The sequence below is a fragment of the Microbacterium sp. UBA3486 genome, assembly GCF_002377845.1.
Classification (GTDB): Bacteria; Actinomycetota; Actinomycetes; order Actinomycetales; family Microbacteriaceae; genus Microbacterium; species Microbacterium maritypicum_A.
Map to the genome: position 1 here is coordinate 1 of NZ_DFQP01000067.1, position 24,046 is coordinate 24,046.

Genomic DNA, 24,046 nt, shown 5'->3' on the forward strand with positions numbered 1-24,046 from the left:
CCGCGCCCGTCGATGACTCTTCGGGTGCGGCATCCGCTTCTGGTTCGTTCACGTCCGTGATGGTATCCCGTAGCGTGCGGCTGATCAGTCGAGGACCGTGCTGGTGAGCTGCGAGAGCGGCTCGGCCAGAGCGTTGATCAGGTCGGTGAACTCGCGCTTGTCGGCCTCGGTCAGTTGCGAGTAGCCCACGAAGCCGTCGGCCAGCGAGCCGTGAGCCGCGAGAGATTCCTCGAGCGCGGTGTAACCCGACTCGATCTCCGCGACCAGAGCCTTCCCCTCGTCGCCCTGCGCGACGGCGAAGTCCTGCACGAGCGAGAATGCCATCTTCGACCCTTCGACGTTCGCGGCGAAGTCGTAGAGGTCGGTCCCGGACCACCAGTCCTCCTCCCCGGAGATCTTCCCGGTCGCGACCTCGTCGAGCAGCGCGATGGCGCCGTTCGAGATGCCGCCGATGCCCTGGTCGTCAAGGGCGGTGGTGAAGTCGTCGGAGTGCACGTAGTCGTAGAGCTCCTGCACGTCGGCGAGCAGCAGATCGCCGTAGTCGGCGCGCTCCTCCGGCGTGGACGGCGCCCAGTCCTGCCACGCGGGGGTCTCCCCGTCGGCGTTCAGCGCATCCTGCGCCGGAACCCACAGGTCCTTCTCGATGCGGTGGAAGCCCGTCCAGTCCAGTCCTTCGGCGACGGCATCGACCTCGCGATAGTCGATCCGCGGGTCGAGGTCGCCCAGCGCCTCGGCGACCGGCTCGATGCGCTCGTAGAACGCGCGGGTCTGCGGGAAGAGCGTGCGTGCGGTCTCGTCGTCACCGGACTCGTAGGCGGCGACGAAGTCCTCGACTGCGGGGACAAGCTGACCGACCTGGTCCTTCACGAACGCACCGTAGAGGTCGACGGCCTTCTGCTTCTGCTCGGCGTCTGGACCTTCCACCGCGACGCGATCCCCGGTCACGGTGAACGCGGTCTTCCCCACGCCATCGCCGATCATCCCCGGCTTGCAGAGAGTGAAGTAGTCACCGGGCTGTGCGACGACCGTGAGCGTGCGCGAGGCGGCCGGCGCGATGTTCTCGACCTCGCCGACGATCCGGAGGCCGTCCTCTGCGAGGAGGTAGAACTCCGTGACCTGAGCGGTGTCGTTCTTGACGTTGAAGGTCAGGGTCCCGCTCTTCGCGGTCGCCGCGGAGACCGCGCAGTCGCTGTCGGTCGAGGAGACGTCGAAGGCCGCGGTGGCTCCGGCGTCGCTCTTCGCGACGCAGCCGCTCAGGACGAGAACCGCGGCGCCGGTGGCTGCCAGCGCCCCCAGGATCCGGTGCGAGGTGGTCATGCTGCTCCTTGTGGTGAGAGGGAGGGAGATTCAGACGAGGGCTCCGCCGGGCCCTGCGGCTTCGACGGGCGCTTCGAGCGGAGTCCGCGGACGTAGAGCCATCCGACGACGGAGATGTACGCGACCCAGGCGATGACCTGCATCCAGGTCATCGCGGGCATGAAGCCGACCGTCGCCTGCAGAATCGATGCGAGGGGGCCACCGGGAGCGATCGTCGCCGAGACGTCGAACGCCCACCCGAACGGGAAGGCGGCCCATCCGACGGCCACTCCACCGGTGACGGCATCGATCGGTGCCAGCGCGGTGAACGGCCCGGGAAGCACACCGGCCTCCTGCAGATCCATCAGCGCGTAGGCGAGCACGCCGGCCGCGACGATCACGAGGAAGCCACCGGTCCAGGCGAAGAAGCGACGCAGATCGAGTCGCAGCGCACCGCGGGAGATCAGCCATCCGACGACCACGGCCGTGAGGAGCCCGAGCAGGGCGCCCATCAGCGCCGAGGGTGCGTCGCCGAAAGACTGGACCATCGACCACAGCAGCAGCGTCGTCTCGATGCCCTCTCGGGCGACGGACACGAAGCCGATCGCGATGAGCGCCCACAGGCCGCCGGCGGTCAGAGCCCGGTCGATGCCACCCTCCAGCGTCGCCTTCATGCTGCGCCCGGCCCGCTGCATCCAGAAGATCATCCAGGTCACCATCGCGACAGCGAGCAGCGACAGGCCGCCACCGATCAGCTCCTGCGCCTGGAACGTGAGTTCGTAGGCCCCGAAGGTGAGCACCGCGCCGATGCCGAGAGCCAGTGCGATCGCGAGTCCGACGCCCGCCCACATCTTCGGGAGGGCGTCCTGCCGTCCGAGACGACGGAGGTAGGCGACGAGGATGCCGACGACGAGTGCGGCTTCGAGGCCCTCGCGGAGCCCGATGAGAAAAGTGGCGAGCACGGAAGAACACTCTCTGGCGGTGACTGAGGTAAGGCAGCCCTTACCGAGGAGACTCTAGCACCGAGATCGACCTCCACCGCACACGAGGGACGGAAGTAACGGAACGCAACACAGGATCTCACCCCGGTCGACGCGACGTAGCCTCGGTCCATGGCTGAACTCTCGCTCCCCATTCTCGACCTCTCCCAGCTCGACGAAAGCCCCGAGGCCGCGGCACGATTCCGCGACGACCTGCGGGCGGCGACCCACGATGTCGGCTTCTTCTACCTCACCGGCACCGGGATCTCCCCCGCGCTCGAGGCACGGCTCCACCGGGCCGCCCTGGACTTCTTCGCCCTCCCCGAAGAGGACAAGCTGGCCATCGAGAACGTGAACAGCCCGCACTTCCGCGGCTACACGCGCATCGGCGGAGAACGCACCCAGGGGAAGGTCGACTGGCGCGAGCAGATCGACATCGGCCCCGAGCGCGAACCCGTCGACGACGGCCCCGCCTTCAACCGCCTCATCGGGCCGAACCTCTGGCCGTCGGCGCAGCCCGAGCTGCAGGATGTCGTGGCCGAGTGGCACGAGACCCTGTCCGAGGTCGCTCGCAAACTGCTGCGCGCCTGGGCCCAGACCCTCGGCGCCGACGAGTCCTACTTCGACGAGCACTTCGGCGAGCCGTCGACCCTCATCAAGATCGTCCGCTATCCCGGAACGCACGAACCAGAGCCTCAGCAGGGCGTCGGTGCGCACAAGGACTCCGGCGTGCTCACCCTCCTCTGGGTGGAGCCGGGCAAGGGCGGTCTGCAGGTCGAACGCGACGGCACCTGGGTCGACGCTCCCCCGGTGCCCGGAGCTTTCGTCGTGAACATCGGCGAGCTGCTGGAGTACGCGACGGGCGGGTACCTCAAAGCGACGAACCACCGCGTGGTCTCGCCGCAGGCACCGGACGAGCGGATCTCGATCCCGTTCTTCTTCAACCCCGCGCTCGACAAGCGGCTGCCCCTGATCGAGCTGCCCGAGGAGCTGGCCGCCGAAGCGAACGGGGTGACCGATGACCCGAGCAATCCCATCCACGCGCTCTACGGCGAGAACGCCCTCAAGTCACGCTTGCGCGCCCACCCGGATGTCGCCGCGATCCACCACGCCGACCTCGTGAACGCGCCCGCCTGACGCACGGGTCACAACTCCTGCCCGCCGCCGAGAGCGACGATCTGCCGGAGCGCCTGGAGGTGGGCCGCGAAAGCGTCGCGGCCCGCCTTCGTCGAACGCACCCACGTGCGCGTGCGACCCCCGACGACGCCCTTGCGCGCGAGCACGTATTCCGCGGTCTGCAGGTGCGCGATCGCCTTGCTCAGCGGCGAATCACCACATTGGAGGATGTCACGGAGCGCCGGGAAGTCGAACTCCATGCCGTCGCCGAGCGCGGCCATCAACGAGAACCGGATCGGTGAGGCGAAGTTGTCGTCCAGCTGCGTGCGCGGGTGCGGCCGGAACCCCGCCTCAGCCACGACCCTCCCGCCCCGGAACGAATGACACCAGGACGAAGAGCACGATCACGACGACACCTCCGACGACACCGGCGAGCCCCGATGCGCTGCCCCCTCCTCCCCCCAGCACGAGAGCCACAGGTATGCCTGCCGCGAGCAAGAATGCCGCCACATGCGGCCACCGCCAGGAAGCACCGATGGCGGGAAGCCCGACGGGTGTGTTGAAGGCGACGATCCAGGCGAGGAGAACCAGCATCACCAGCAGGCTGATCACGCTGCGCAGCACATCGTCCGGCGCCCCCGCGAGCGTGGTCAGCACGCCGAGAGCGACGCCGACGAGCAGGGTTCCCCATCGGATCGGAGCGGGCAGGGTGACCCGCGGAGGCCGCGGGGACCGCACATCTCCGGCCGCGCGGAACAGCTGGAGCACGCCGTAACCGCCGATACCCACCAGGACTATGCCCGCGGGGATCAGCACGACGCCGACCGGGAGACCGGGATCCAACGCGACGAGACCGAAAACGACGACAGCGCCGACGAGAACCACGACTTCGCCGAGGATGAGCGGCCACCGGGAAGCGCTCCAGCGCCACTGCATCCCATTGCGTTGCGCCATCCCGCTCGCCAGCTGCCCCCACACCAGAAAGGTGAACAGGATCACCTGGGAGGCGAGGACATCGCTCTGCCGGAGGACGAGCGCGAACGCGACGAGATACCCGGCCGTGATCACCGCATTGGCGATCTGGAGCCCGGCGAGCGCACGTCGGTCGACGGCGCGGCCTCGGCGCTCCACCACCGCGTCCGCTGCGGCCAGATACCGGCGCGCGATGTCGGCATCCGGCGGCACGAGAGCGTCGTGACCGGGAATCGGCTTCTGCTGCATGTCGGGCCTCCCCCACTTTCCTTGTGGAAAGCTCTCTACTTTCCTATCGGAAAGCGAGTGGGGAATCAACCCTCGGACATGACGAAGGCCGCCCCACACCGTGGGGCGGCCTTCTCAAGAATGTTCTGCGCGATTGAACGCAGGATCGCAGTGCCTTAGCGGCGGAGTCCGAGACGCTCGATCAGCGAGCGGTAGCGCGCGATGTCGATGTCCTGGAGGTAGCCGAGCAGACGACGGCGCTGACCGACGAGCAGGAACAGCCCACGACGCGAGTGGTGGTCGTGCTTGTGCTCCTTGAGGTGCTCGGTGAGGTCCTTGATGCGCTGCGTCAGCATTGCGACCTGCACCTCGGGGGATCCGGTGTCACCGGGGTGCGTCGCGTACTCTTCGATGATCGCCTTCTTGACGTCTGCTTCCAGTGCCATAGATTCGATCCCCTCTCTGCTTGTTGCGCGGCGCCCGACGCCTGATACGTGGGCTCTCTTTATCCGCGGCCGATCAAACGGCAACCTGACGAGTCTACCAGCCGACGACCGCCCTCGGTGACACCGGCGGCGGAGCGAGTCCGTCAGGGTCAACTAGTCTCGAAACGTGCAGAAGAAGTTCGAGGAGTGAGCGCCCGCCGCGGTCATCTGATCGACCTCTCCCCCTTGAAGTCCAGTCCGGCGTTCGCCCGGATGTGGATCGGGTCGACACTCGCCGGCATCGGCGGCCAGCTCACCATCGTCACGGTGATGCTGCACGTGTTCGCCCTGACGCAGAACACCTTCGCGGTCTCGATGATCGCCGTGGCCGGACTCGTGCCGATGATCCTCGCCGGTGTGTACGGCGGCATGCTCGCCGATGCGTTCGACCGACGCCGGGTGGCACTGATCGCGGCGACCATCACTTTCGTCTCCACCGCCCTGCTCGCGGCTCTCACCTGGACGGGTATGGAGACCATCTGGTGGCTGTACGCGCTGAGCATGATCAACTCCGCCGCCAATTCGGTGGGCATGGCCACGCGCACGGCGATAGTGCCGCGGCTCATCCCCCGCGAGAAGCTCGCCGCAGCATCCGCGCTGAACGGTGTGGCCTTCGGGCTGACGGTCATGGCCGGACCCGCGCTGGCGGGCCTCCTCGTCGCCCTCACCGGCTACGGCTGGACGTACACGATCGACGTCGTGCTCATGCTGTCGATGTTCCTGGGACTGTGGACGCTCCCGGCGTTGCGGCCGGAGGGAGAGATCGTCCACCCCGGCCTCGAGTCGCTGGTGGACGGCTGGCGCTTCCTCCGCAGAGCAGGCAACATCCGGATGCAGTACATCATCGACATCATCGCGATGACGTTCGGGCAGCCGCTCGTCCTCTTCCCCGCGCTCGGCACGGTGCTGCTGGGCGGCGGAGCGCTCACGACCGGCATCCTCACCGCCGCGGTGGCGGTGGGCACCTTCGCGTCGAGCCTGTTCTCCGGTCGCGTCGTGCAGTACCGCTGGCATGGCCGCGGCATCGCCCGGGCCGTGGAGGCCTATGGCGCGTCGATCCTGCTGTTCGGGATCGTGCTGCTCGTCGGCGCGTTCTCGTCACCCGCGACCGAGACGGCTCCCCACATCGGGTTGATCGTCGCCGCCTGTGTCGCCCTCGCCCTGTCCGGTGCGTCCGACAACGTCAGCTCGATCTATCGGAACACCATGATGCAGGCCGCCGTACCCGACTCGATGCGCGGACGCCTCCAGGGCCTGTTCATCGTCGTGGTCGCCGGCGGGCCCCGCGTCGGGGCGCTGTACGCGGGCACGCTGGCGACGCTCACGACCCTCTGGTTCCCTCCCCTGCTCGGTGGAGTGCTGGTCATCGCCCTCGTCGCCGCGCTCGCGCAGCGCAACCGCCGATTCCACGACTACGACGCAGAGAACCCCGAGCCCTGACGGGCCCGGGGTCCGGACGATGCTCCGTGGAGGTCAGTCCTGCTGCAGGGCACCCTGCAGGTCGAGGCTGATCGTGACGTCCTTGCCGACGAGAACGCCACCGGTCTCGAGTGCCGCGTTCCAGGTGAGACCGAAGTCCTCGCGGTTGATGACCGTCTTGGCAGAAGCGCCGGCCTTGTAGTTGCCGTACGGGTCGGTGCCGAAGCCACCGAAGTCGAGTTCGAAGCTGACGGGCTTGGTGACGCCGCGGATGGTGAGGTCACCGTCGACGAAGAGCTCATCGCCCTTGAGGTGCGCACCGGTGGAGACGAACTCCATGGTCGGGAAGTTCTCGGTGTCGAAGAAGTCCGCCGAGCGCAGGTGCGCATCGCGACCCTCGTCGTTGGTGTCGATGGAGGTCACGTCGACCGTGGCCTCGACCTTGGCCTCCAGCGGGTTCTCCGGAGCGATCAGGGTCGCGCTCTTCACACCGAAGGTGCCGCGCACCTTCGAGATCATCATGTGGCGCACGCTGAAGGTGACCTCGCTGTGCGAAGGGTCCAGGACCCAGGTGCCGGGACGGTAGCCGGGGATGTCGATGCTGGTCATTGCTTCTCCTCTGGAGACTTCAGCCGCTGCTGCGGCAAGGGACAGGGGCCGCGTCGCCGCGACCACTGTGACAACTTACATTCATTCGCATGTATTCCCCTGAATGAAGAATCTTTTCCCGCACATGCCGCGAGGCGCCTCCCTCCCGGAGGAGAGAGACGCCTCGTGGAAGAGACCGATGTCAGCCGACGGCGACCAGATCGATGATGAAGATCAGCGTCTTGCCGGAGAGGAAGTGCCCGCCGCCGACCGGGCCGTAGGCGAGATGCGGCGGGATGATCAGCTCGCGGCGACCGCCGACCTTCATGCCGGGGATGCCGTCCTGCCACCCCTGGATCAGGCCGCGCAGCGGGAACTGGATCGTCTCGCCACGGCCCCACGAGGAGTCGAACTCCTCGCCGGAGTCGAACTCGACGCCGGCGTAGTGGACCGTGACGGTGTCGCCGGGCTTCGCCTCGGCGCCGTCGCCCTCGATGATGTCGCGGACGACGAGCTCCGCCGGAGCGGGAGTGCTGGGGGCTTCGAACTCAGGCTTTGTGCGTTCAGTCATGTCTCCATCAAACCCGAGGCCGACGGACCCGGTCAACGCACGCACACCTGCTCACAGCGAACACCTCATGCCCTCGCCGGCGAACCTCGGCAAGAAGCTCTTGACACTCATGCAGGGCCGGGTGCACCCTGTTTACAGATCAACTCAGCGCCCGGGAGACTCGCAGGCATCGCCGCAGCACCGGGCGCTGAGTCTTGTCCTGGAGCGATTCCCGGCCCCTCACTCGACGTATCCTGCGAGGAGCTCGGCGATCTCCACCGGTCGGCTCAGCATCGCGCAGTGTCCGCCGGGCAGCTCATCCGCGACCACTCCCAGGCGCGTCTCGGCGAGGTCGCGCAGGAATGCGGCAGGGAAGAAGCGATCGTCGGCGAACAGCACGAATCTCGTCGGCACGTCGGGCCACGCCGCCAGAGGCCACGGCCTCTCCATCGCCGCCTGCGACGGATGCGCCCGCTCCCGTCGGAGCGCCTCCTCTGCCAGCTCGTGCGGAACCCCGTTGTAGAAACTGACGAGGGGGTCGTCGTTCCCGGTCAACCCGCCGTCCCGCGCCGACTGGGCGGCAGACGCCGTGACGTATCCCGAGTTCGCCCACCACTGATCCGGGGACTCGCCCGGGGACGGGATCATCCCCGCCATCAGGACGAGGAGATCGGCGGAGAGGCGCTCGGCGACCAGCGGCGCGGTGAAGGCCCCGAAGGAATGACCGACGACCACCACCCTCGCCTGCGCACCCACCAGTTCCGCAACCGCCTCGGCGTAGTCCTCGAGAGTGAGCGTGTCGTCGTCGGCGGGAAGGTCGGGCGTGAACACCTCCTGCCCGCGCGCTCGCAGCTCAGCGGCGACCAGATGCCAGGACCATGCGACATCTCCGCCACCGTGGATCACGACGAAGGTGCTCATCCGCCACCGCCTTCCCTCCGAGAAGGGTACGCCGTCGCGTGTCGCGTCAGTAGGCCAGCAGGGCCGCCCTGGTCGCCCTGGTGCGGATCAGGAGCGCGCGCTCGTCATCCACGGCCATGGGGTCGCGGCCGGTGATCGCCCGCTGACGGACAGCGGCGAGCTCGGTCGCCTCTTTGATGAAGGCGCGCATCAGCGGACGACGGTCCCCCCGCAGCTGCGACGCCCAGGCGAGTCCGACCTTGCGCCCGGCAGGGGTGGCGAGCATGGTGACCTCCTCGGGCGTGAACCATCCGGCCGCGGCGTAGTCCTCGAGGCGGGCACGGGTGAGTCGGGCCTCCTCACGACGCAACGCGACGATGCACAGGATGAATCCGATGAAGAGCGGCACCTGAAGGGTGAAGTAGAGACCGAAGAAGTCGGCGAACGTCGCCGAGCCGTTCCAGAGGGCGTGGAGCAGGATCGCCCCGACCACCCCCACCGCGCCAGCACCGAGCGCGGCCTTCGCCGAGCCGTGACGCCGAGCGACGAGGCCGATCGCGAAGCCGGTGATCGCGGTGAACATGGCATGAGCGAAGGGCGAGAAGAGCCCGCGCACCACGAACGTGACGGTCAGCTGCTCGCCGCCACCCTCGATGAGGCTCACCCCGAAGTACTGGATGTTCTCGGTGAAGGCGAAACCCGCCCCGACCAGCGCGCCGTACACGATGCCGTCGACAGGGCCGTCGAACGCTCGTCGGGCGAGCAGGAAGATGAGGAAGACGCCGAGCCCCTTCCAGAGCTCCTCGACGATAGGCGCCTGCACGACGGCGGTGAACTCCTCGGACCGGATGTCGAGCAGGAGGGTCAGCGCGGTGTCGACGAGAAGGGTGAGCCCGACGGCCGCGACGGCGCCCCATGCGATGGCGAACGCCACCAGCCGCTTGGGCTCGGGCTCCCACCGATCGATCAGGCGCACGCCCAGGAACACGATGGTCAGAGGGATGAGCGCGAGCACCAGCCCCACGACGGAAGCGAACGATCCGAGTGCCCAGACGAAGTAGCCGACGAGGGCGATCAGGAGGAAGCCGAGCACCCCGAAGAGCCAGAGCGACACCGTGCGCCCTTTCCTCGTCGGAACGGGCAGCGCCGGGAGCGACTCCGCCGGTGACGGGGCGACGGGAGCCGGCGGCGTGTAGGGCGTCGGCTGCGCGAGGGACGATGCATACCCCGTGACGGAGGTGCGGGCCTCGGGCGCCGAGACCTGGCTCGCGTACGGCGCGGGCGCGAAGGCTTGCGGCGGTACCGGCTGCGGTACCTGCTGCTGCGGTACCTGCTGCGGCGGTGTCGACGGCAACGGCGGTGCCGGCGGAGGCGCATACGGCGAGGGCTGCTGCGGCTGGGACGGTCCTCCGGAACTCATAGGCAAAGCTTATGGGCACAACGCCGGGCACCCGGATATGGCGACCCCCTCCACCCGGCGACCTGCACCCACCCGGTAGCGTAGAAGCATGCGGTTCGCTCACCTGCGCCGTCCCGACTCCCCTCTCGCGGTTCTCGCCGTCGTGGAGGGCTCGGACGCCGTCCTCGTCTCTGATCTCCTGACCGACCCTCCTGCCACGCTGCAGCAGCTGATCGAGAGAGGGGACGATGGTCTCGACGCACTGCGCCGCGCTCTGGCGGACACCACCGCGCCGCGGCATCCGCTCGCGGGATGGGCGTTCGCCTCGGCCGTGCTCGCTCCGCCCGCGGTCCTGGCCGTCGGTCTCAACTACGCCGCGCACTCGAGTGAGCTCGGTCTCAAGACCGATGCCGCCCCGACCGTCTTCACACTCTGGCCGAACTCGCTCACGGGACACGACCAGACCACATCCTGGCCGCGCACGCTGAGTGAGGCCGTCGACTACGAGGCCGAGCTCGGCGTGCTCATCGGCTCGCCTGCGAAGGACGTCGCCGAGGCTGATGCGCTGTCGCACGTCTGGGGATACACGGTGGTCAACGACATCACCGCCAGGAACATCCAGTTCTCCGAGGCTCAGTGGTCACGCTGCAAGTCGTTCGACGGATTCACCCCGACCGGACCGTTCGCGGTGACCGCGGATGAGATCGCCGACCCGCAGGACCTGCACATCTGGACCGTCGTCGACGGTCACACCGTGCAGGATGCGAGCACCGATCAGATGGTGCGCTCGGTGGCGAAGCTGATCGCGCACCTCTCGCAGTCGCTCACGCTGCTCCCCGGCACCCTCATCTCGACCGGCAGCCCCGGCGGTGCCGGCTACTCGCGCGACCCGCAGATCTTCCTTCGCGACCGGTCCACCGTCACGGTGGGCATCGACGGCATCGGCGAGCTCACCACCCACTGCCGCATCACCGACTGACTTCACGGATAGACGAAGGGGACGGATNNATCCGTCCCCTTCGTCTATCCGTCTGTGAGATCAGATCTCGATCAGGTCTTCCGGTGAGATCACAGGGATCGCGGCCGTGATGGTCTCGAGTCCCGACAGGCGCGCAGGCGAGAGCTGTTTGACGACCTCGTCGCGCGACATGAGGCCGGCCTCCACCACGAGGTCGGCCACGCTGCGGTTGGTCAGCAGTGCGGTCTTCGCGAGAGCGGCCGCCGCCGCGTAGCCGATGAACGGGGTCAGCGCCGTGATGACTCCGACCGAGGCACCGACCATCGCGCCGAGGCGGTCGCGGTTCGCGGTGATGCCGTCGACGCAGTTCACTCGCAGAGTCCACATCGCCTGACGCATCCAGGTGATCGACTGGAAGATCGAGTGCGCGATGACCGGCTCGAAGGCGTTCAGCTGCAGCTGCCCGGCCTCCGCCGCCATCGTGACCGTCATGTCCGCCCCCGCGACGGCGAACGCCACCTGGTTCACGACCTCGGGGATGACCGGATTGACCTTGCCGGGCATGATGCTGGAGCCCGCCTGCATGGCCGGGAGGTTGATCTCGCCGAGACCCGCCTGCGGGCCGGACGAGAGAAGACGGAGGTCGTTGCAGATCTTCGACAGCTTCATCGCGTTGCGCTTGAGAGTCGACGAGAACGACATGAACGAGCCGGTGTCGCTGGTGGCCTCGACGAGGTCACCGGCAGTGCGGAGGTCGAGCGACGTGATCTCGCGCAGGTGCTTGAGCACGGCGGGTGCGTAACCGGGGTGGGTGGTGATCCCGGTGCCGATCGCGGTGGCGCCCATGTTGATCTCGAACATCAGCGAGGCGTTCTCGGTGAGACGGGTGTGGTCGTAGCCGAGCGTCGTGGCGAAGCCGTTGAACTCCTGCCCCAGCGTCATCGGCACGGCATCCTGCAGCTGCGTGCGCCCCACCTTCAGCACATCGTGGAACTCGCGCGATTTGCCCAGGAAGGACAGCCGCAGCAGGTCGAGCTCCTCGAGCAGCGAGCGCAGGGTCAGCGAGAGGCCGATCTTCACCGCGGTCGGGTACACGTCGTTCGTGGACTGGCTGCGGTTGGTGTGGTCGATCGGCGAAAGGAAGGCGTAGTCGCCCTTCTCGCGGCCCGCCATCTCGAGCGCGATGTTGGTGATGACCTCGTTCGCGTTCATGTTGGTCGACGTGCCGGCTCCACCCTGGATGACGCCGACCGTGAACTGCTCGTGGAACTCGCCGTCGATCACGCGCTGAGCCGCCCGGTCGATCAGGTCCGCCCGCTCCGGGTCGAGCACGCCGATCTCGCGGTTCGCACGGGCGCTGGCCTGCTTGACCATCGCGAGGCCGACCACCAGGTCGGGATACACCGAGATGGGCCGCTTCGTGATCGGGAAGTTCGCGTCGGCGCGGGCGGTGTGGATCCCCCAGTATGCGTCGACGGGAATCTCCATGCTCCCGAGCGAATCGGTCTCGGTGCGGGTCAGGGTAGGCGCGGCAGAAGCCATGTCACATCCTCGTGGGTCGTGGCGGGTGAGAAGGGTGGGGGATGTCTTCAGTCTACGCCGCTCAGCGTGCGGGTTTGCGGGAGAAGGCTTCGAGTCGCCCTTCCGGGTCGAGCTTCGCCATGCGCTCCAACCAGGCCTCGGAGAAGTAGTCGCCGGTGTCGGCACCGGTCACCGGAACCACGGTGTGGGTGATCGTGTCGGGGTACACGTGCACGAGCTGGAACGCCTGAGCCGCGTCCATTCCGTTGACCTCGGCGGACGGGAGCGCGACGTTCATGGTGTAGCACGTCGCCGATGCCACGCTCACCGGCACGCCGGCGAAGGTGCCGTGCGAGGAGTAGTGCAGATGCCCGGCGAGGATGCCTCGGACGTCGCTGCCGCGGACGACGGCGGCGAGCTCGTCCTGATGTCGCAGCTCCAGGATGTCGAACAGCGGGAGGTGGCTCGGAAGAGGCGGATGATGCATTGCGAGCAGGGTGCCGTGCGGGGCCGGCTCGGCGAGGACCTCCGCGAGCCAGGAGAGCTGACCGTCATCGAGATCCCCGTGATGCCAGCCCGGGACACTCGTGTCCAGCGCCACGAGTCGGAGACCGTCGAGGTCCCAGACACCGGTCACAGGCTCCTCGGTCGGAGCCAGATCGAGCAGCCCCTCACGCAGCGCCGGACGTTCGTCGTGGTTTCCCGCCACCCAGATCACCGGGGCGCCGAGTTCCGCCGCGACCGGCTCGACAGCCGCGCGCAGACGGCGATACGCGTCGGGCTCGCCGAGGTCGGCCAGGTCACCCGTGACGACGATCGCCGTCGGATGCGGATGCACCGCGCGGATCGCGTCGAGCGTGCGGTCGAAGTTCGCCTCGACGTCGTAGCGTCCGCCCAGGCGCGCTCCCCCCGCGAGGAAATGCGGGTCGCTGACGTGGATGAGCACGTGCGACGCGGGCTCGTGCCTGCCGAAGACGTACGGACTGCCGGTTCCTGCGGACATGGCCTCAGCCTATTGCCGCACCGGCAGCGGCGGACGCGACCCGCGCTCGCCCTCCGAGGTCAGTGACCGACGACGAGGAGCAGGATGCCGCTCACCACGGCGGCGGCGCAGAGCGCGAAACAGCCGTAGGCGCCGACCAGGGCCACCGTCTTCTGGCCCTCGGTCAGCGGGCTCTTGCGTGCCGCCTTCGCCGCCTGCTTCTCGGCGCGCTTGAGTTCCTTCTCCGTGATCACGGTGATGGCGTCCGTGAACTCTGCAGGACTCACCACAGGGGCCCGCCCGCTGCGCACGAGCAGTCGGAGTCCCAGCGCGTAGAACGTGACGATGGCGGCGGCGCCGATGAGGGCTGCCGCGAACACCTGGAGGAAGGCGACCCAGTCGATCACGACGTTCATTCGGACTCCCCGTTCCGGTCGGCGTCGGGCTTCGTCGTCGAGGCCGCAGCCTTCGAGGAGCCGGCACCGGCCTTGGCCTCCGCCTTCTTGGCCTTCTTCTTCTCGGCTTTCTTCTCGGCGTCCTTCTTCGCCTGAGCCTTCGCCCGCTCGCGCGCCTCGGCACGGGCCCTGGCCTCGGCCTTGGCCTGCTCGATGCGCTGCTGACGGCGCGTCGGCGGAGGCGTATCGGGGAGTTCGACGGCCCTGCCGGACTCGGCGACGTCACTCATCGCGTTCGCCGGGGTGACGGCATTGCGACGCGAGCGCATGAAGAGGCCGAGGATGATCACCAGGGCGATCACGGCATCGATCGCCACTCCCCAGTTGCCCAGCCAGACCACCAGCAGCGCCGCGAGAGCGCCTACGCCTCCGGCAGCGGGAAGCGTCAGCAGCCAGCCGACTCCGATGCGGCCGGCGGTCCGCCAGCGCACGGTGGACCCGCGGCGGCCGAGGCCGGAGCCGATCACCGAACCGGAAGCGACCTGCGTGGTGGAGAGGGCGAAGCCGAGGGCGCTGGAGGCGAGGATGGTGGCGGCGGTCGAGCTCTCCGCAGCGAAGCCCTGCGCGGGCTTGACGTCGGTCAGCCCCTTGCCGAGGGTGCGGATGATGCGCCATCCGCCGAGGTAGGTGCCGAGGGCGATGGTGAAGGCACACGCGACGATGACCCACAGCTCGGGCTCGTGATGCGCGCCGGACTGCCAGCCGATCGTGATCATCGCGAGGGTGATCACTCCCATCGTCTTCTGCGCATCGTTGGTCCCGTGGGCGAGCGCCACGAGGGACGACGTGAAGATCTGGCCCCATCGGAAGCCGTCGCGGCCGTCGGGCTTACCGTCGTAGCGACGGGTGACCGAGTAGGCGATCTTCGTCGCGGCGAACGCGATCAACCCTGCCGTGACAGGGGCGATCAGGGCGGGGAGCACGATCTTCGAGAGCACCATGCCGAAGTCGATGCCCCCGATCCCCGCACCGACCAGAGTGGCGCCGATGAGTCCACCGAAGAGCGCGTGCGACGAGCTGGACGGCAGACCCAGGAGCCATGTGAGCATGTTCCAGGTGATCGCGCCGATGAGTCCGGCGAAGATCAACGAGAGGAACAGATCGGCTCCAGCGGAGATGATCGCATCCTCGCGGATGATGCCGCCAGAGATGGTCTTGGAGACCTCGGTGGACAGGAAGGCGCCGACGAGGTTCAGCACTGCGGCGAGGAGGACGGCGGTCTTGGGCTTCAGCGCGCCGGTGGCGATCGGCGTCGCCATGGCATTCGCAGTGTCGTGAAAGCCGTTGGTGAAGTCGAAGAAGAGTGCCAGCGCGATGACAAGCACGACGATGAGGGCTGCGGTTTCCACCGTTCGCTTTCGGTCGTTTGAGGAAGAAGGAGATGTCGACGAGATCGACGTGACGAACGAAGAGTTCACCGTGGGTTTGACTTCCGTTAACCGGCCCCGGTGAATTCTCCCACCCTCCCCCGTGCCGGTCAACTCGACCTGGGATAGCGTGAGACGGTGACTGACGCCCCTGCCGCCGACCGCCGCTCGACCCTCCGCACCCATCACGGTGACACCTTCGACGATCCCTACGAATGGCTTCGCGCCAAGGAATCCGCAGAGGTCATCTCCCACCTCGAAGCGGAGAACGCCCACACCGACGCAGAGACGGCGCACCTCGCCGATCTGCGCGAGAGACTCTTCCAGGAGATCAAGGGCCGTGTCCAGGAGACGGACCTGTCGGTCCCCACCCGCCGAGGGGACTGGTGGTACTACAGCCGCACCGAGGAGGGAGCCCAGTACGGCATCCACTGCCGCGCCGCTGCCGCCCCGGACGACTGGACTCCCCCGCGTCTCGAGCCAGGAGTCGCGGTTCCGGGAGAGATCGTGCTCCTCGACGGCAATGTCGAATCGGAAGGACACGACTTCTTCTCGCTCGGCGCTTTCGACACGTCTGACGACGCCACGAAGCTGCTCTGGTCCACCGATTTCGAGGGTGACGAGCTCTACACCGTGCACGTGCGCGACCTCGCCACGGGCACCACGCTCGACGACGAGATCCCGAACACGGGCGGCGCCTTTTTCACGCCCGACGGCACCGGGGTGCTCTACACGACCCGTGACGAGGCCTGGCGCCCCGACACCCTGTGGCTGCACCGCCTCGGCACGCCGGTGTCGGACGACGTGCGGCTCTTCCACGAGCCGGACGAGAAGTTCTGGCTCGGGGCAGGGATCACCCGCAGCCGCCGGTATCTGGTCATCGCGGTCGGCTCGAGCATCACGAGCGAGGAGTACCTCGTCGATCTGACCGGCGAGCTCACCGCTGAGCCGCAGCTGGTCTGGCCGCGTCGCGAAGGCGTCGAGTATTCCGTCGAGCACGCGGTCGTGGGCGGCGAGGACCGGTTGCTCGTGCTGCACAACGACGGAGCCCTCGACTTCGAGCTCGTGTCGGTCGCCGCCGCGGACCCCCGGGGATCGCGGCACGTGGTGGTGGCGCACGAACAGGGCAGACGCCTGCTGGGTGTGGACGCGTTCCGCGACTTCGCCACCGTGGAGTACCGCAGCGAAGGACTCGAACGCGTCGGCCTGCTCGACTACGAGACGGATGTCGTCGACGAGCTGGCCTTCGACGAGCCGCTCTACTCCGCCGGAGTGAGCGGGAACCCCGAATGGCACTCCCCGTTCCTGCGCCTGGGATACACGTCGTTCGTGACGCCGGGGACCGTGTACGACCTCGATCTCGCGACCCGCGAGCTCGTGCTGCGCAAGCAGGTGCCGGTGCTGGGTGGATACGACCCCGCCGACTACGGGCAGAGGCGTGAGTGGGCGACCGCTGCCGACGGCGTCCGCGTGCCGATCTCGCTCGTCTGGAAGCGCTCGTTCGGCGAACCCGGGGGCGAGGCACGGCCGGTGCACCTGTACGGGTACGGCTCGTACGAGCACTCGATCGATCCCGGCTTCTCGGTCGCGCGCCTCTCCGAGCTGGACAGGGGTGTGATCTTCGCGGTGGCGCACGTCCGCGGTGGAGGAGAGATGGGGCGACAGTGGTACGAGGACGGCAAGCTCCTCCACAAGCGCAACACCTTCACGGACTTCGTCTCCTGCGGCGAGCACCTGGTCGAGACCGGGGTCACGGCACCGACTCTCATGGTGGCCGAGGGCGGCAGCGCCGGGGGCCTGCTGATGGGGGCTGTGACGAACCTCGCGCCCGGGCTCTTCGCCGGCATCCTCGCCGGGGTGCCTTTCGTGGACGCCCTGACCACGATCCTCGACCCGTCGCTGCCGCTGACCGTGATCGAGTGGGACGAATGGGGCGACCCCCTCCACGACCCGGATGTCTACGCCTACATGAAGTCGTACAGCCCGTACGAGAATGTCCGAGACGGCGTCGAATACCCGCGGATCCTCGCCGTCACATCCCTGAACGACACCCGTGTGCTCTACGTGGAGCCCGCGAAGTGGGTCGCCCGTCTACGCGAAGCCGGGGCCAAGGACGTGCTCCTCAAGTGCGAGATGGTCGCCGGACACGGCGGCGTGAGCGGGCGCTACAACTCTTGGAAGGAGCGGGCCTTCGAACTCGCCTGGCTCCTCGAGACGCTCGGCCTCGCCGACGCCTGAGCGCCGGACCTCCTGGTGTGAGCGCCCGTTCGTGGGCGCCACATCAGGCGATCACGTCAGAACAGTCCAGGGTCTGCACCGGCGCAAGACGCACACCTGAGAACCCGCGGCTGTTTCACCGCGCGACCCGGGCGCGATTCGACGCGCGACATAGAGCACGCGAGATCAGGCGAACACGCCGCATCAGGCACGCGGGAGGAGAACTCGCCTGATTCCGCGAGGTCGCCTGATTCGGCGTGATGGATCCGATCGCTCTCGGACTCAGCCGAAGAGCGCCGCAGCCTCGTCGTAGCGGTAGCGCGGGACGGTGTTCAGTTCGCCGAGCGCATCGGCGAACGGCACCCGCACGATGTCGGTGCCCTGCATGGCGACCATCTGACCCCACGCGCCGTCCACGATCGCGTCCGCCGCATGCAGCCCCAGGCGCGTGGCGAGAACGCGGTCGAAGGCCGACGGCGATCCACCGCGCTGGATGTGGCCGAGGATCGTCGCACGCGTCTCGATGCCGGTGATGCGCTCGATCTCGGGGGCGAGCTGGTCGCCGATACCGCCGAGGCGCGGTCGATTGAAGGCGTCGAGCCCCTTGTCGCTGTATGCCTCGTCCATCCCGAGGAGCTTGAACCCCTCGGAGACGACGACCAGGGGCGCGCGACCGCGGTCGTGGGCGCTGGTGACGAGCTCCGTGATGTCGTCGATCGACATCGGTACCTCGGGGATGCAGATGACGTGCGCACCGGCAGCCATTCCGGCGTGCAGGGCGATCCAGCCGACGTGCCGACCCATGACCTCGGCGACCATGCAGCGCTGGTGGGAGTCACCGGTCGTGCGGAGGCGATCCATCGCGTCCGTGGCGATGTTCACGGCTGTGTCGAAGCCGAACGAATAGTCCGTCGCCTGCAGGTCGTTGTCGATCGTCTTGGGGACGCCGATCACCTTGATGCCGTCCTTGGCGAGGCGGTCGGCGGCTGCGAGCGTGCCTTCACCGCCGATCGCGATGATGCCGTCGATCTTGTGCCCGTAGAGGGTCTTGGCGATGTTCTCGGCTCCCCCGCGCTCGCCCTCATACGGGTTCGTGCGGCTGGTGCCGAGGATCGTGCCGCCCACCTTCGACAGCCCCTTCACCTCGTGCCGGGTCAGCGGCATGAAGTCCCCGTCGACGAGTCCGCGCCACCCGTCACGGATACCGACGAACTCCAGGTCGTACGAGGTGGTGCCCTTGAGCACGATGCCGCGGATGACCGCGTTGAGGCCGGGGCAGTCGCCGCCGCTCGTCAGGATGCCGATCTTCATGCTGGTGCCTTCAGACGTTCGGGAGATGGGGGAACAGGCGACGCTGCCTTCGATCGACACTAGCGCTCCGGCACACCCGGGCGCCATTCGGGCTCGATGAAAAACGCCGATCTTGACAAGGCGATTCGCCGATATCGATGAACTTCCCGCCGGCGCCGGCTTTCGCGCCAGATCCCGCGTTAAGAACAGCCGATCTTGAGGCTTACGCCCCGCCCAGCGCCTGTCGCAGCAGGTGCATGAGCGCCGCCAGCTGCACCGGCTCCCCGGCCGACTCCTCGACCGCTTCCCCGTCGAGGGCGCGTGCCGCGAGTCCCTGCTTCTGGTCGATCAGCTCGGCGATCTTGGTGTCGATGGTGTGCGCGGCGATGATCCGCCACGCCGTCACCGGCTCGTCCTGCCCGATGCGGTGCACGCGGTCGATCGCCTGCGTCTGCTCGGCTGCTGTCCACGACAGCTCGGCGAGGACGACGTTCGACGCCGCCTGCAGGTTGAGTCCCACGCCGGCAGCGGTGAGCGAGCAGACGGCGATACCGACCTCGGGGTCGCCGTTGAAGTCGTCGATCGCCTGCTGGCGGGTCGTGGACGTCTGGTCCCCACGGATCGAGACCGAACGGATGCCGGCGGCGGCGAAGTGCGCCTCGGCCTGGTCCATGACGTCGATGTGCTTCGCGAAGAACACGACCTTGCCGACCGAACGCTGCAGCTGAGCGGCGTAGTCGGCAGCCAGTGGCGCCTTGGCCTGACCGATGCGCCGGACCATGGTGAAGACATTGTCTCCCCCGGTGCCGGCGGCCTTCGACTCCTCGAGCTCGTTCTGGGCGACCAGTCGCACGATGTCGTCGTCGATCTCTCCGGGTGCGAGTCCACGGTCGCCGCGGGCCTCGATGATGCGTCGGTAGCGAGCGGCGAGCCGCTCCCCCAGCTCGCGCTCGGCCTGCCGGATGCTGCGTCCGAACTCATCGTCGAGCTGCACCGGCAGGTCGGCGATCAGCTTGTCGGGCAGGTCGGCGGCGACGTCCTTCTTCTTGCGACGCACGATGCCCATCGAGATGACTGCATCGCGCGCCTCAGGGTAGAACGCCTTGTCTGCAGGGGTGAACCCCGTCGCATCGAGCTTCTCCATGAGCTCGGGCCCCGGCTTCTCGCCGGTGGTCCAGCCGAGGAAGCGCCAGATCGCGTCGAAGTCCTCCACGTCGTTGATCAGCGGCGTACCCGTGAGGGCGAGCATCAGGGGGTCGTGTCCGGGAGTGCGCTCGCGCACCTGGGCGGCCAACGACAACACGTTCTGGGAACGCTGCGAGGAGAGATTCTTGATGAAGTGCGCCTCGTCGACGACCATGCCGCGCAGCCCGATCGAGGCGAGCCAGGACATGTGCCGATCGAGGATCTCGTAGTTCACGATGAACACGTCGGCGAACGCATCGATGTCGTCGCCGTCACCCTGGATCACCGTGGCGCGACGCTGTGGCGTCCAGCGCTCGACCTCGCGCGCCCAGTTCATCTTCACGACGTTGGGGACGACGACGAGCAGCGGGTACGCGCCCGCCACGGAAGCGGCGAGCACCGATTGCGCGGTCTTGCCGAGTCCGGGCTCATCGGCGAGGAGGAAGCTGCGATGCCCCGCCTTCACGGCTTCGAGGAACCGGGACTGGTGCACCATGACCTCGAGGCCCTTGGGCGAGATGTGGTCGAACTCCGGCGCCGGAGGCAGATCCATGGACGCGGCGGATCCGCCGGCTCCGGTCTCGAAGGCCTTGTACAGCGGCCCCATGAGTTCCCAGCCGTCGAGGCGACGTCGCGGCGTCGCGCTCGGACGGGGCGTCAGGTCGGGAGCGAGGAAGGGATTGGCCAGCTGTCGAGCTTCGACGGACGGCGGGGTGACCTGTCGCTCGGCGATCGCCGCCGGGATCGTGGAGATCTGCACCGGCGCCGCGTCGGCGATGATGAGCTCTTCCGGGGCGAGGTCGGCGCCGGATTCGAGCAGCCAGTCGCGTCGCATGCGCTTCGCCACCGGCGATGTCGCCTGGTCGGCCTCCAGCAGCTGGATGAGCGAGGTGTCGCGCGCAGCCGTCTTGGCGAGGATCGTGGCGACGCCGTCGAGCCGCTTCAACAGCTCGGCGCGAGCAGGATCACCGATCTCGGCATCCGCCTTCACACGCGCGCGCTCTTCGCGCACCAGGAAGGCGATCACCTGGAACTTCACCCGATTCGTGGGGCCGAGCTTCCCTCGCTGCGACTTGGCCTCGATCTCGCGCACCTTGCGCGCGAGGATCGGGATGAGGGGTGCCTCGTCGTCACGACGGGACGTCTTCTTGCGCCGCGTGGCGGCGGTTGCCGTAGTCGGCATGCTCCTCCTGAGCGTGAAGGCTCCGGCTTCCCCAGGAAGCCATGGGCCGTTCTCGTTGTCCGCGTGTGGCGTGAGCCAGGACCGTACGAACAGTGGATCTTCTTCCCGTCGGGGATCGCGAGATTCGCGAAGTTCGGCGGGAGCCGATGTCCATTCTATGTCATCGTGCCCGCGTGGACGCGATCGCCCACGCCGAGCCGCCCATCCGAACCGCCCAACGGGTCGCGCGCTACGACGTCAGTCCGAGGGCCCGTGCGGCATCGTTCACGTCGGCACCCATCTGCTCCATCAGCTTGTCGATGCCCTCGAAGGCCACCATGCCCCGCAGTCTGTCGACGAACTCGACCGTGACGTCGTGCCCGTAGAGGTCGAGGCCGGTCTCGCCCAGCACGTGGGCCTCGACCTGGCGCACGAGGACATCGTCGAACGTGGGGTTGGTCCCGACCGAGATGGCCGAAGGGTGCCGGATGCCGGTGTCGTGGTCGACGAGCCACCCGGCATAGACGCCGTCCGCCGGAACGAAGGCATCGACGATGGTCGAGAGATTCGCGGTGGGGAAACCCAGCTCCCGCCCGCGCTTCAGCCCGTGCACGACCTCGCCGCGCACATCCGGGTAGCGCCCGAGAACGGTCGCGGCTGTCGCGACATCGCCCTCCATCAACAGTTCGCGGATCCAGCTCGACGACACGCGCCGCGAAGAACCCGGAAGGTAGACGTCGTCGACGACCTCGACCGAGAAGCCGTAGCGGGGTCCGAGTTCGCGCAGCAGCTCCGGCGTCCCCGCTCCCCTGTTCCCGAACCGGAAGTCCTGCCCGACCAGGACCGTCGACACCTGGAGCGCTCCCACGAGGATGTCGACGACGAAATCCTCCGCGCTGCGGGCCGCGAGTTCCTCGTCGAACGTGAGCACCAGCGTCGCGTCGAGCCCGAGCTCACCGAGGAGCTCGAGCTTGCGGTCGACCGTGACGACGTTCTCGGGGCAGCGATCCGGGCGGATGACGGCCAACGGGTTGCGATCGAACGTGACCGCGACCGATCGGCTCTCGGTGGCAGCAGCCGCCTCCTCGAGGCGCGCGATCACAGCGCGGTGGCCGGCGTGGACCCCATCGAACTTGCCGATGGCGACCGCGCTCGGGCCGAAGTCGTCCGGCACCTCATCCGGGCTTCGGAAGATGATCACGCGTCGACCTCGACAGGGCGCGCGACTTCGGCGGGGCGATGCGTGCGCAGCCACCAGATGCCGAAGATCGGGAGGACCAGCGGGATGAACAGGTAGCCTCGCCCGAACAGCGACCACACGGTCTCATGCTGGAACAGCTCGGGCAGCAGAATGCTCAGCAATCCGACGACGAGCACGCCGGTGAGCTCGAAGACGATCGCGATCCAGGCGACGGTGTACCAGCCGCGACGACGAGCCAGGACGAGGGCGAGCGTGGCCAGGATGTAGACGAGCGCGGCGAGTGCGGAGAGCGAGTACGCGAGCGGCGCCTCGTCGAACCGACGGACGATCTGCACGAAGCTGCGTCCCGTGGCGGCCAGCGCCATGACGGCGTAGACGATCACCAGGACACGACCGATTCCGGTCATCCGAGAGGAGGGGGCGGTGGAGCTCATAGCGCATTCCATCCTAGAGCCGCGGAAGACGGCCGGTCTCCGCGCAAGCCTCTCGCCTCACGCGAGCTGGACGGCCCAGATGACCTGCATCCGCCAGAGCATGATCGCGATCGCGAGTGCGGCGACGCCCAGGATCACGGTGCTCCAGCGGCTGCGTTCCATGAGCGCCCACAGCACCGCGCCGACGGGCAGGAGCACGGCGGAGACCAGGTAGACCCAGTACTCGAGCAGGTCTCCGGTCGGCGGGTTTCCTGAGAAGGGCGCGATGACGGCGACGATCACCTGGACGACGAGCAGCGCCTCGACGAGGGCCAGAGCACCGACGCTGAAGTCACTCGGTCGCCTGCCGATCAGCCCCGCGACGAGACAGAACACGCCCGCGGCGACCGCGACGACGATCTGCGCGATCGTGAACCACAGGATCATCGGTCGCCCTCCGGCATGTTCATGGCGCTCTTGAGGTCTGCGCCGCGCCTCTCGACGATCCCGATCAGAACCCCGTCCTCGTCGATCGCTGCGCCGAGGTGGCTCTCGAGACGGACGGCCTGCCCTGCGAGACGCTTGCCGTGGCGGAGGTCCCGCGCGTCATCGACCGACATCGCAAGGACCGGGAGAAGGCGTCCTGCAGCCTCACCGGGGGTCAGGGTCGGTGCACCCTCGAGCGCTTCGATGCCGACGGCATCCGTCACATCGAACGGCCCGACACGAGTACGTCGCAGCGCGGTGAGGTGACCGCCGACGCCGAGAGCGGAGCCGAGGTCGCGGGCGAGCGAACGGATGTACGTTCCGGATGAACAGTCGACCACGACGTCGAGATCGATGTACCCGTCGCCCTCGCGACGGCCGAGCAGATCGAACCGCGAGACGACCACGTCGCGCGCTGCGAGCACGACCTCTTCACCGGCACGCACACGCTCGTACGCGCGGCGACCGTCCACCTTGATGGCGGAGACAGCGCTGGGGACCTGGGAGATCTCGCCCGTGAGCCTCGCGATTCCGGCGGAGACCGCTTCATCGCTGACGGACTCCCATGCCTCGGGAGCCGCCGTCGTGAGGATCTCGCCGTCCGCATCGTCCGTGCCGGTCGTCTGTCCGAGCCGGATCGTCGCCGCGTAGGTCTTGTCAGCCCCCACGACGTACGTCAGGAGCCTGGTCGCTCCCTCGATGCCGATGACCAGCAGACCGGTCGCCATCGGGTCGAGCGTTCCGGCGTGCCCGACCTTGCGGGTGCCGAACGCTCGTCGCGTGCGGGCGACGACGTCGTGGCTGGTCAGCCCTGCGGGCTTGTCGACGAGAAGGATGCCGGGCGAGACCATCCCCCCAGCCTACCGAGAGCGACGC

23 protein-coding genes are annotated in these 24,046 nt (G+C 68.0%); 4 read left to right on the plus strand and 19 right to left on the minus strand.

The window, feature by feature from the left end; genetic code table 11:
* Nucleotides 1-84: 84 nt before the first annotated feature.
* Both efeO and efeU read right to left on the minus strand, forming a co-directional pair.
* Entirely contained in the window at nucleotides 85-1,317 is a 1,233-nt protein-coding gene (gene efeO / locus B2869_RS09375) for an iron uptake system protein EfeO (protein ID WP_136023708.1), read from the minus strand.
* Nucleotides 1,314-2,258 carry an iron uptake transporter permease EfeU gene (gene efeU / locus B2869_RS09380; RefSeq protein ID WP_292765516.1) on the minus strand — a complete coding sequence of 315 codons (945 nt, stop codon included), beginning with the start codon at nucleotides 2,256-2,258 and terminating at the stop codon, nucleotides 1,314-1,316. The genes efeO and efeU overlap by 4 nt, the downstream gene beginning before the upstream one ends.
* A gap of 150 nt (nucleotides 2,259-2,408) precedes the next feature.
* Here efeU and B2869_RS09385 point away from each other — a divergent pair, with 150 nt between their 5' ends.
* A complete protein-coding gene (locus B2869_RS09385; protein ID WP_029258995.1) occupies nucleotides 2,409-3,413 on the plus strand; it encodes an isopenicillin N synthase family dioxygenase in 1,005 nt (334 codons plus the stop codon).
* A gap of 8 nt (nucleotides 3,414-3,421) precedes the next feature.
* Here B2869_RS09385 and B2869_RS09390 read toward each other — a convergent pair whose 3' ends face one another.
* From B2869_RS09390 to rpsO, 3 genes are all read right to left on the minus strand, one after another.
* Nucleotides 3,422-3,751 (minus strand): transcriptional regulator, encoded by a 330-nt coding sequence (locus tag B2869_RS09390; protein ID WP_021198603.1) that lies wholly within the window; start codon nucleotides 3,749-3,751, stop codon nucleotides 3,422-3,424.
* The gene (locus tag B2869_RS09395; protein WP_292765523.1) at nucleotides 3,744-4,613 is read right to left on the minus strand and encodes a hypothetical protein; all 870 of its coding nucleotides are present in this window, start codon (nucleotides 4,611-4,613) and stop codon (nucleotides 3,744-3,746) included. The genes B2869_RS09390 and B2869_RS09395 overlap by 8 nt, the downstream gene beginning before the upstream one ends.
* Nucleotides 4,614-4,768: 155 nt before the next feature.
* Entirely contained in the window at nucleotides 4,769-5,038 is a 270-nt protein-coding gene (gene rpsO / locus B2869_RS09400; RefSeq protein WP_017830938.1) for a 30S ribosomal protein S15, read from the minus strand.
* Between the two features lie 186 nt (nucleotides 5,039-5,224).
* Here rpsO and B2869_RS09405 point away from each other — a divergent pair, with 186 nt between their 5' ends.
* Nucleotides 5,225-6,517 (plus strand): MFS transporter, encoded by a 1,293-nt coding sequence (locus tag B2869_RS09405; protein ID WP_292765542.1) that lies wholly within the window; start codon nucleotides 5,225-5,227, stop codon nucleotides 6,515-6,517.
* Between the two features lie 33 nt (nucleotides 6,518-6,550).
* Here B2869_RS09405 and B2869_RS09410 read toward each other — a convergent pair whose 3' ends face one another.
* The 4 genes from B2869_RS09410 to B2869_RS09425 form a co-directional block, all read right to left on the minus strand.
* Nucleotides 6,551-7,105, minus strand: a complete 555-nt coding sequence (locus B2869_RS09410; RefSeq protein WP_029258992.1) for a YceI family protein — start codon at nucleotides 7,103-7,105, stop codon at nucleotides 6,551-6,553.
* A 181-nt stretch (nucleotides 7,106-7,286) separates the two neighbouring features.
* The gene (locus B2869_RS09415; RefSeq protein ID WP_021198599.1) at nucleotides 7,287-7,655 is read right to left on the minus strand and encodes an FKBP-type peptidyl-prolyl cis-trans isomerase; all 369 of its coding nucleotides are present in this window, start codon (nucleotides 7,653-7,655) and stop codon (nucleotides 7,287-7,289) included.
* 219 nt (nucleotides 7,656-7,874) lie between these two features.
* Nucleotides 7,875-8,555 carry an alpha/beta fold hydrolase gene (locus B2869_RS09420; RefSeq protein ID WP_292765548.1) on the minus strand — a complete coding sequence of 227 codons (681 nt, stop codon included), beginning with the start codon at nucleotides 8,553-8,555 and terminating at the stop codon, nucleotides 7,875-7,877.
* Between the two features lie 46 nt (nucleotides 8,556-8,601).
* Nucleotides 8,602-9,954: a PrsW family intramembrane metalloprotease gene (locus tag B2869_RS09425; RefSeq protein WP_292765552.1), complete on the minus strand. Its 1,353-nt coding sequence runs from the start codon at nucleotides 9,952-9,954 to the stop codon at nucleotides 8,602-8,604.
* 88 nt (nucleotides 9,955-10,042) lie between these two features.
* Between B2869_RS09425 and B2869_RS09430 the strand changes: the two genes are divergently transcribed.
* A complete protein-coding gene (locus B2869_RS09430; protein WP_021198596.1) occupies nucleotides 10,043-10,912 on the plus strand; it encodes a fumarylacetoacetate hydrolase family protein in 870 nt (289 codons plus the stop codon).
* 60 nt (nucleotides 10,913-10,972) lie between these two features.
* On the opposite strand, the gene B2869_RS09435 is transcribed toward B2869_RS09430, so the two are convergent.
* From B2869_RS09435 to B2869_RS09450, 4 genes are all read right to left on the minus strand, one after another.
* The gene (locus B2869_RS09435; RefSeq protein WP_021199419.1) at nucleotides 10,973-12,433 is read right to left on the minus strand and encodes an aspartate ammonia-lyase; all 1,461 of its coding nucleotides are present in this window, start codon (nucleotides 12,431-12,433) and stop codon (nucleotides 10,973-10,975) included.
* A gap of 61 nt (nucleotides 12,434-12,494) precedes the next feature.
* The gene (locus B2869_RS09440) at nucleotides 12,495-13,415 is read right to left on the minus strand and encodes a phosphodiesterase (protein WP_292765558.1); all 921 of its coding nucleotides are present in this window, start codon (nucleotides 13,413-13,415) and stop codon (nucleotides 12,495-12,497) included.
* Between the two features lie 59 nt (nucleotides 13,416-13,474).
* A complete protein-coding gene (locus tag B2869_RS09445) occupies nucleotides 13,475-13,810 on the minus strand; it encodes a hypothetical protein (RefSeq protein WP_021199417.1) in 336 nt (111 codons plus the stop codon).
* Nucleotides 13,807-15,198, minus strand: a complete 1,392-nt coding sequence (locus B2869_RS09450; protein ID WP_292765561.1) for an inorganic phosphate transporter — start codon at nucleotides 15,196-15,198, stop codon at nucleotides 13,807-13,809. The genes B2869_RS09445 and B2869_RS09450 overlap by 4 nt, the downstream gene beginning before the upstream one ends.
* 156 nt (nucleotides 15,199-15,354) lie before the next feature.
* On the opposite strand from B2869_RS09450, the gene B2869_RS09455 reads away from it, so the two are divergent.
* Entirely contained in the window at nucleotides 15,355-17,454 is a 2,100-nt protein-coding gene (locus B2869_RS09455; RefSeq protein ID WP_292765564.1) for a S9 family peptidase, read from the plus strand.
* Nucleotides 17,455-17,715: 261 nt separating this feature from the next.
* Here B2869_RS09455 and B2869_RS09460 read toward each other — a convergent pair whose 3' ends face one another.
* The 6 genes from B2869_RS09460 to truB all read right to left on the minus strand — a co-directional run bounded on the left by B2869_RS09460 (nucleotide 17,716) and on the right by truB (nucleotide 24,021).
* A complete protein-coding gene (locus B2869_RS09460; protein ID WP_021199414.1) occupies nucleotides 17,716-18,744 on the minus strand; it encodes a 6-phosphofructokinase in 1,029 nt (342 codons plus the stop codon).
* Between the two features lie 202 nt (nucleotides 18,745-18,946).
* Nucleotides 18,947-21,091 carry a DEAD/DEAH box helicase gene (locus tag B2869_RS09465; RefSeq protein WP_136023701.1) on the minus strand — a complete coding sequence of 715 codons (2,145 nt, stop codon included), beginning with the start codon at nucleotides 21,089-21,091 and terminating at the stop codon, nucleotides 18,947-18,949.
* A 229-nt stretch (nucleotides 21,092-21,320) separates the two neighbouring features.
* Nucleotides 21,321-22,271 carry a bifunctional riboflavin kinase/FAD synthetase gene (locus B2869_RS09470; protein WP_021199412.1) on the minus strand — a complete coding sequence of 317 codons (951 nt, stop codon included), beginning with the start codon at nucleotides 22,269-22,271 and terminating at the stop codon, nucleotides 21,321-21,323.
* Nucleotides 22,268-22,705, minus strand: coding sequence for a hypothetical protein (locus tag B2869_RS09475; protein WP_231479831.1), 438 nt, complete (start codon nucleotides 22,703-22,705; stop codon nucleotides 22,268-22,270). Before B2869_RS09475 ends, B2869_RS09470 begins: the two co-directional genes overlap by 4 nt.
* Nucleotides 22,706-22,762: 57 nt before the next feature.
* On the minus strand, nucleotides 22,763-23,131 hold the full coding sequence (locus B2869_RS09480) for a hypothetical protein (RefSeq protein WP_292765570.1): 369 nt from the start codon (nucleotides 23,129-23,131) through the stop codon (nucleotides 22,763-22,765).
* A complete protein-coding gene (gene truB, locus B2869_RS09485; protein WP_292765573.1) occupies nucleotides 23,128-24,021 on the minus strand; it encodes a tRNA pseudouridine(55) synthase TruB in 894 nt (297 codons plus the stop codon). Before truB ends, B2869_RS09480 begins: the two co-directional genes overlap by 4 nt.
* Between the last annotated feature and the right edge of the window lie 25 nt (nucleotides 24,022-24,046).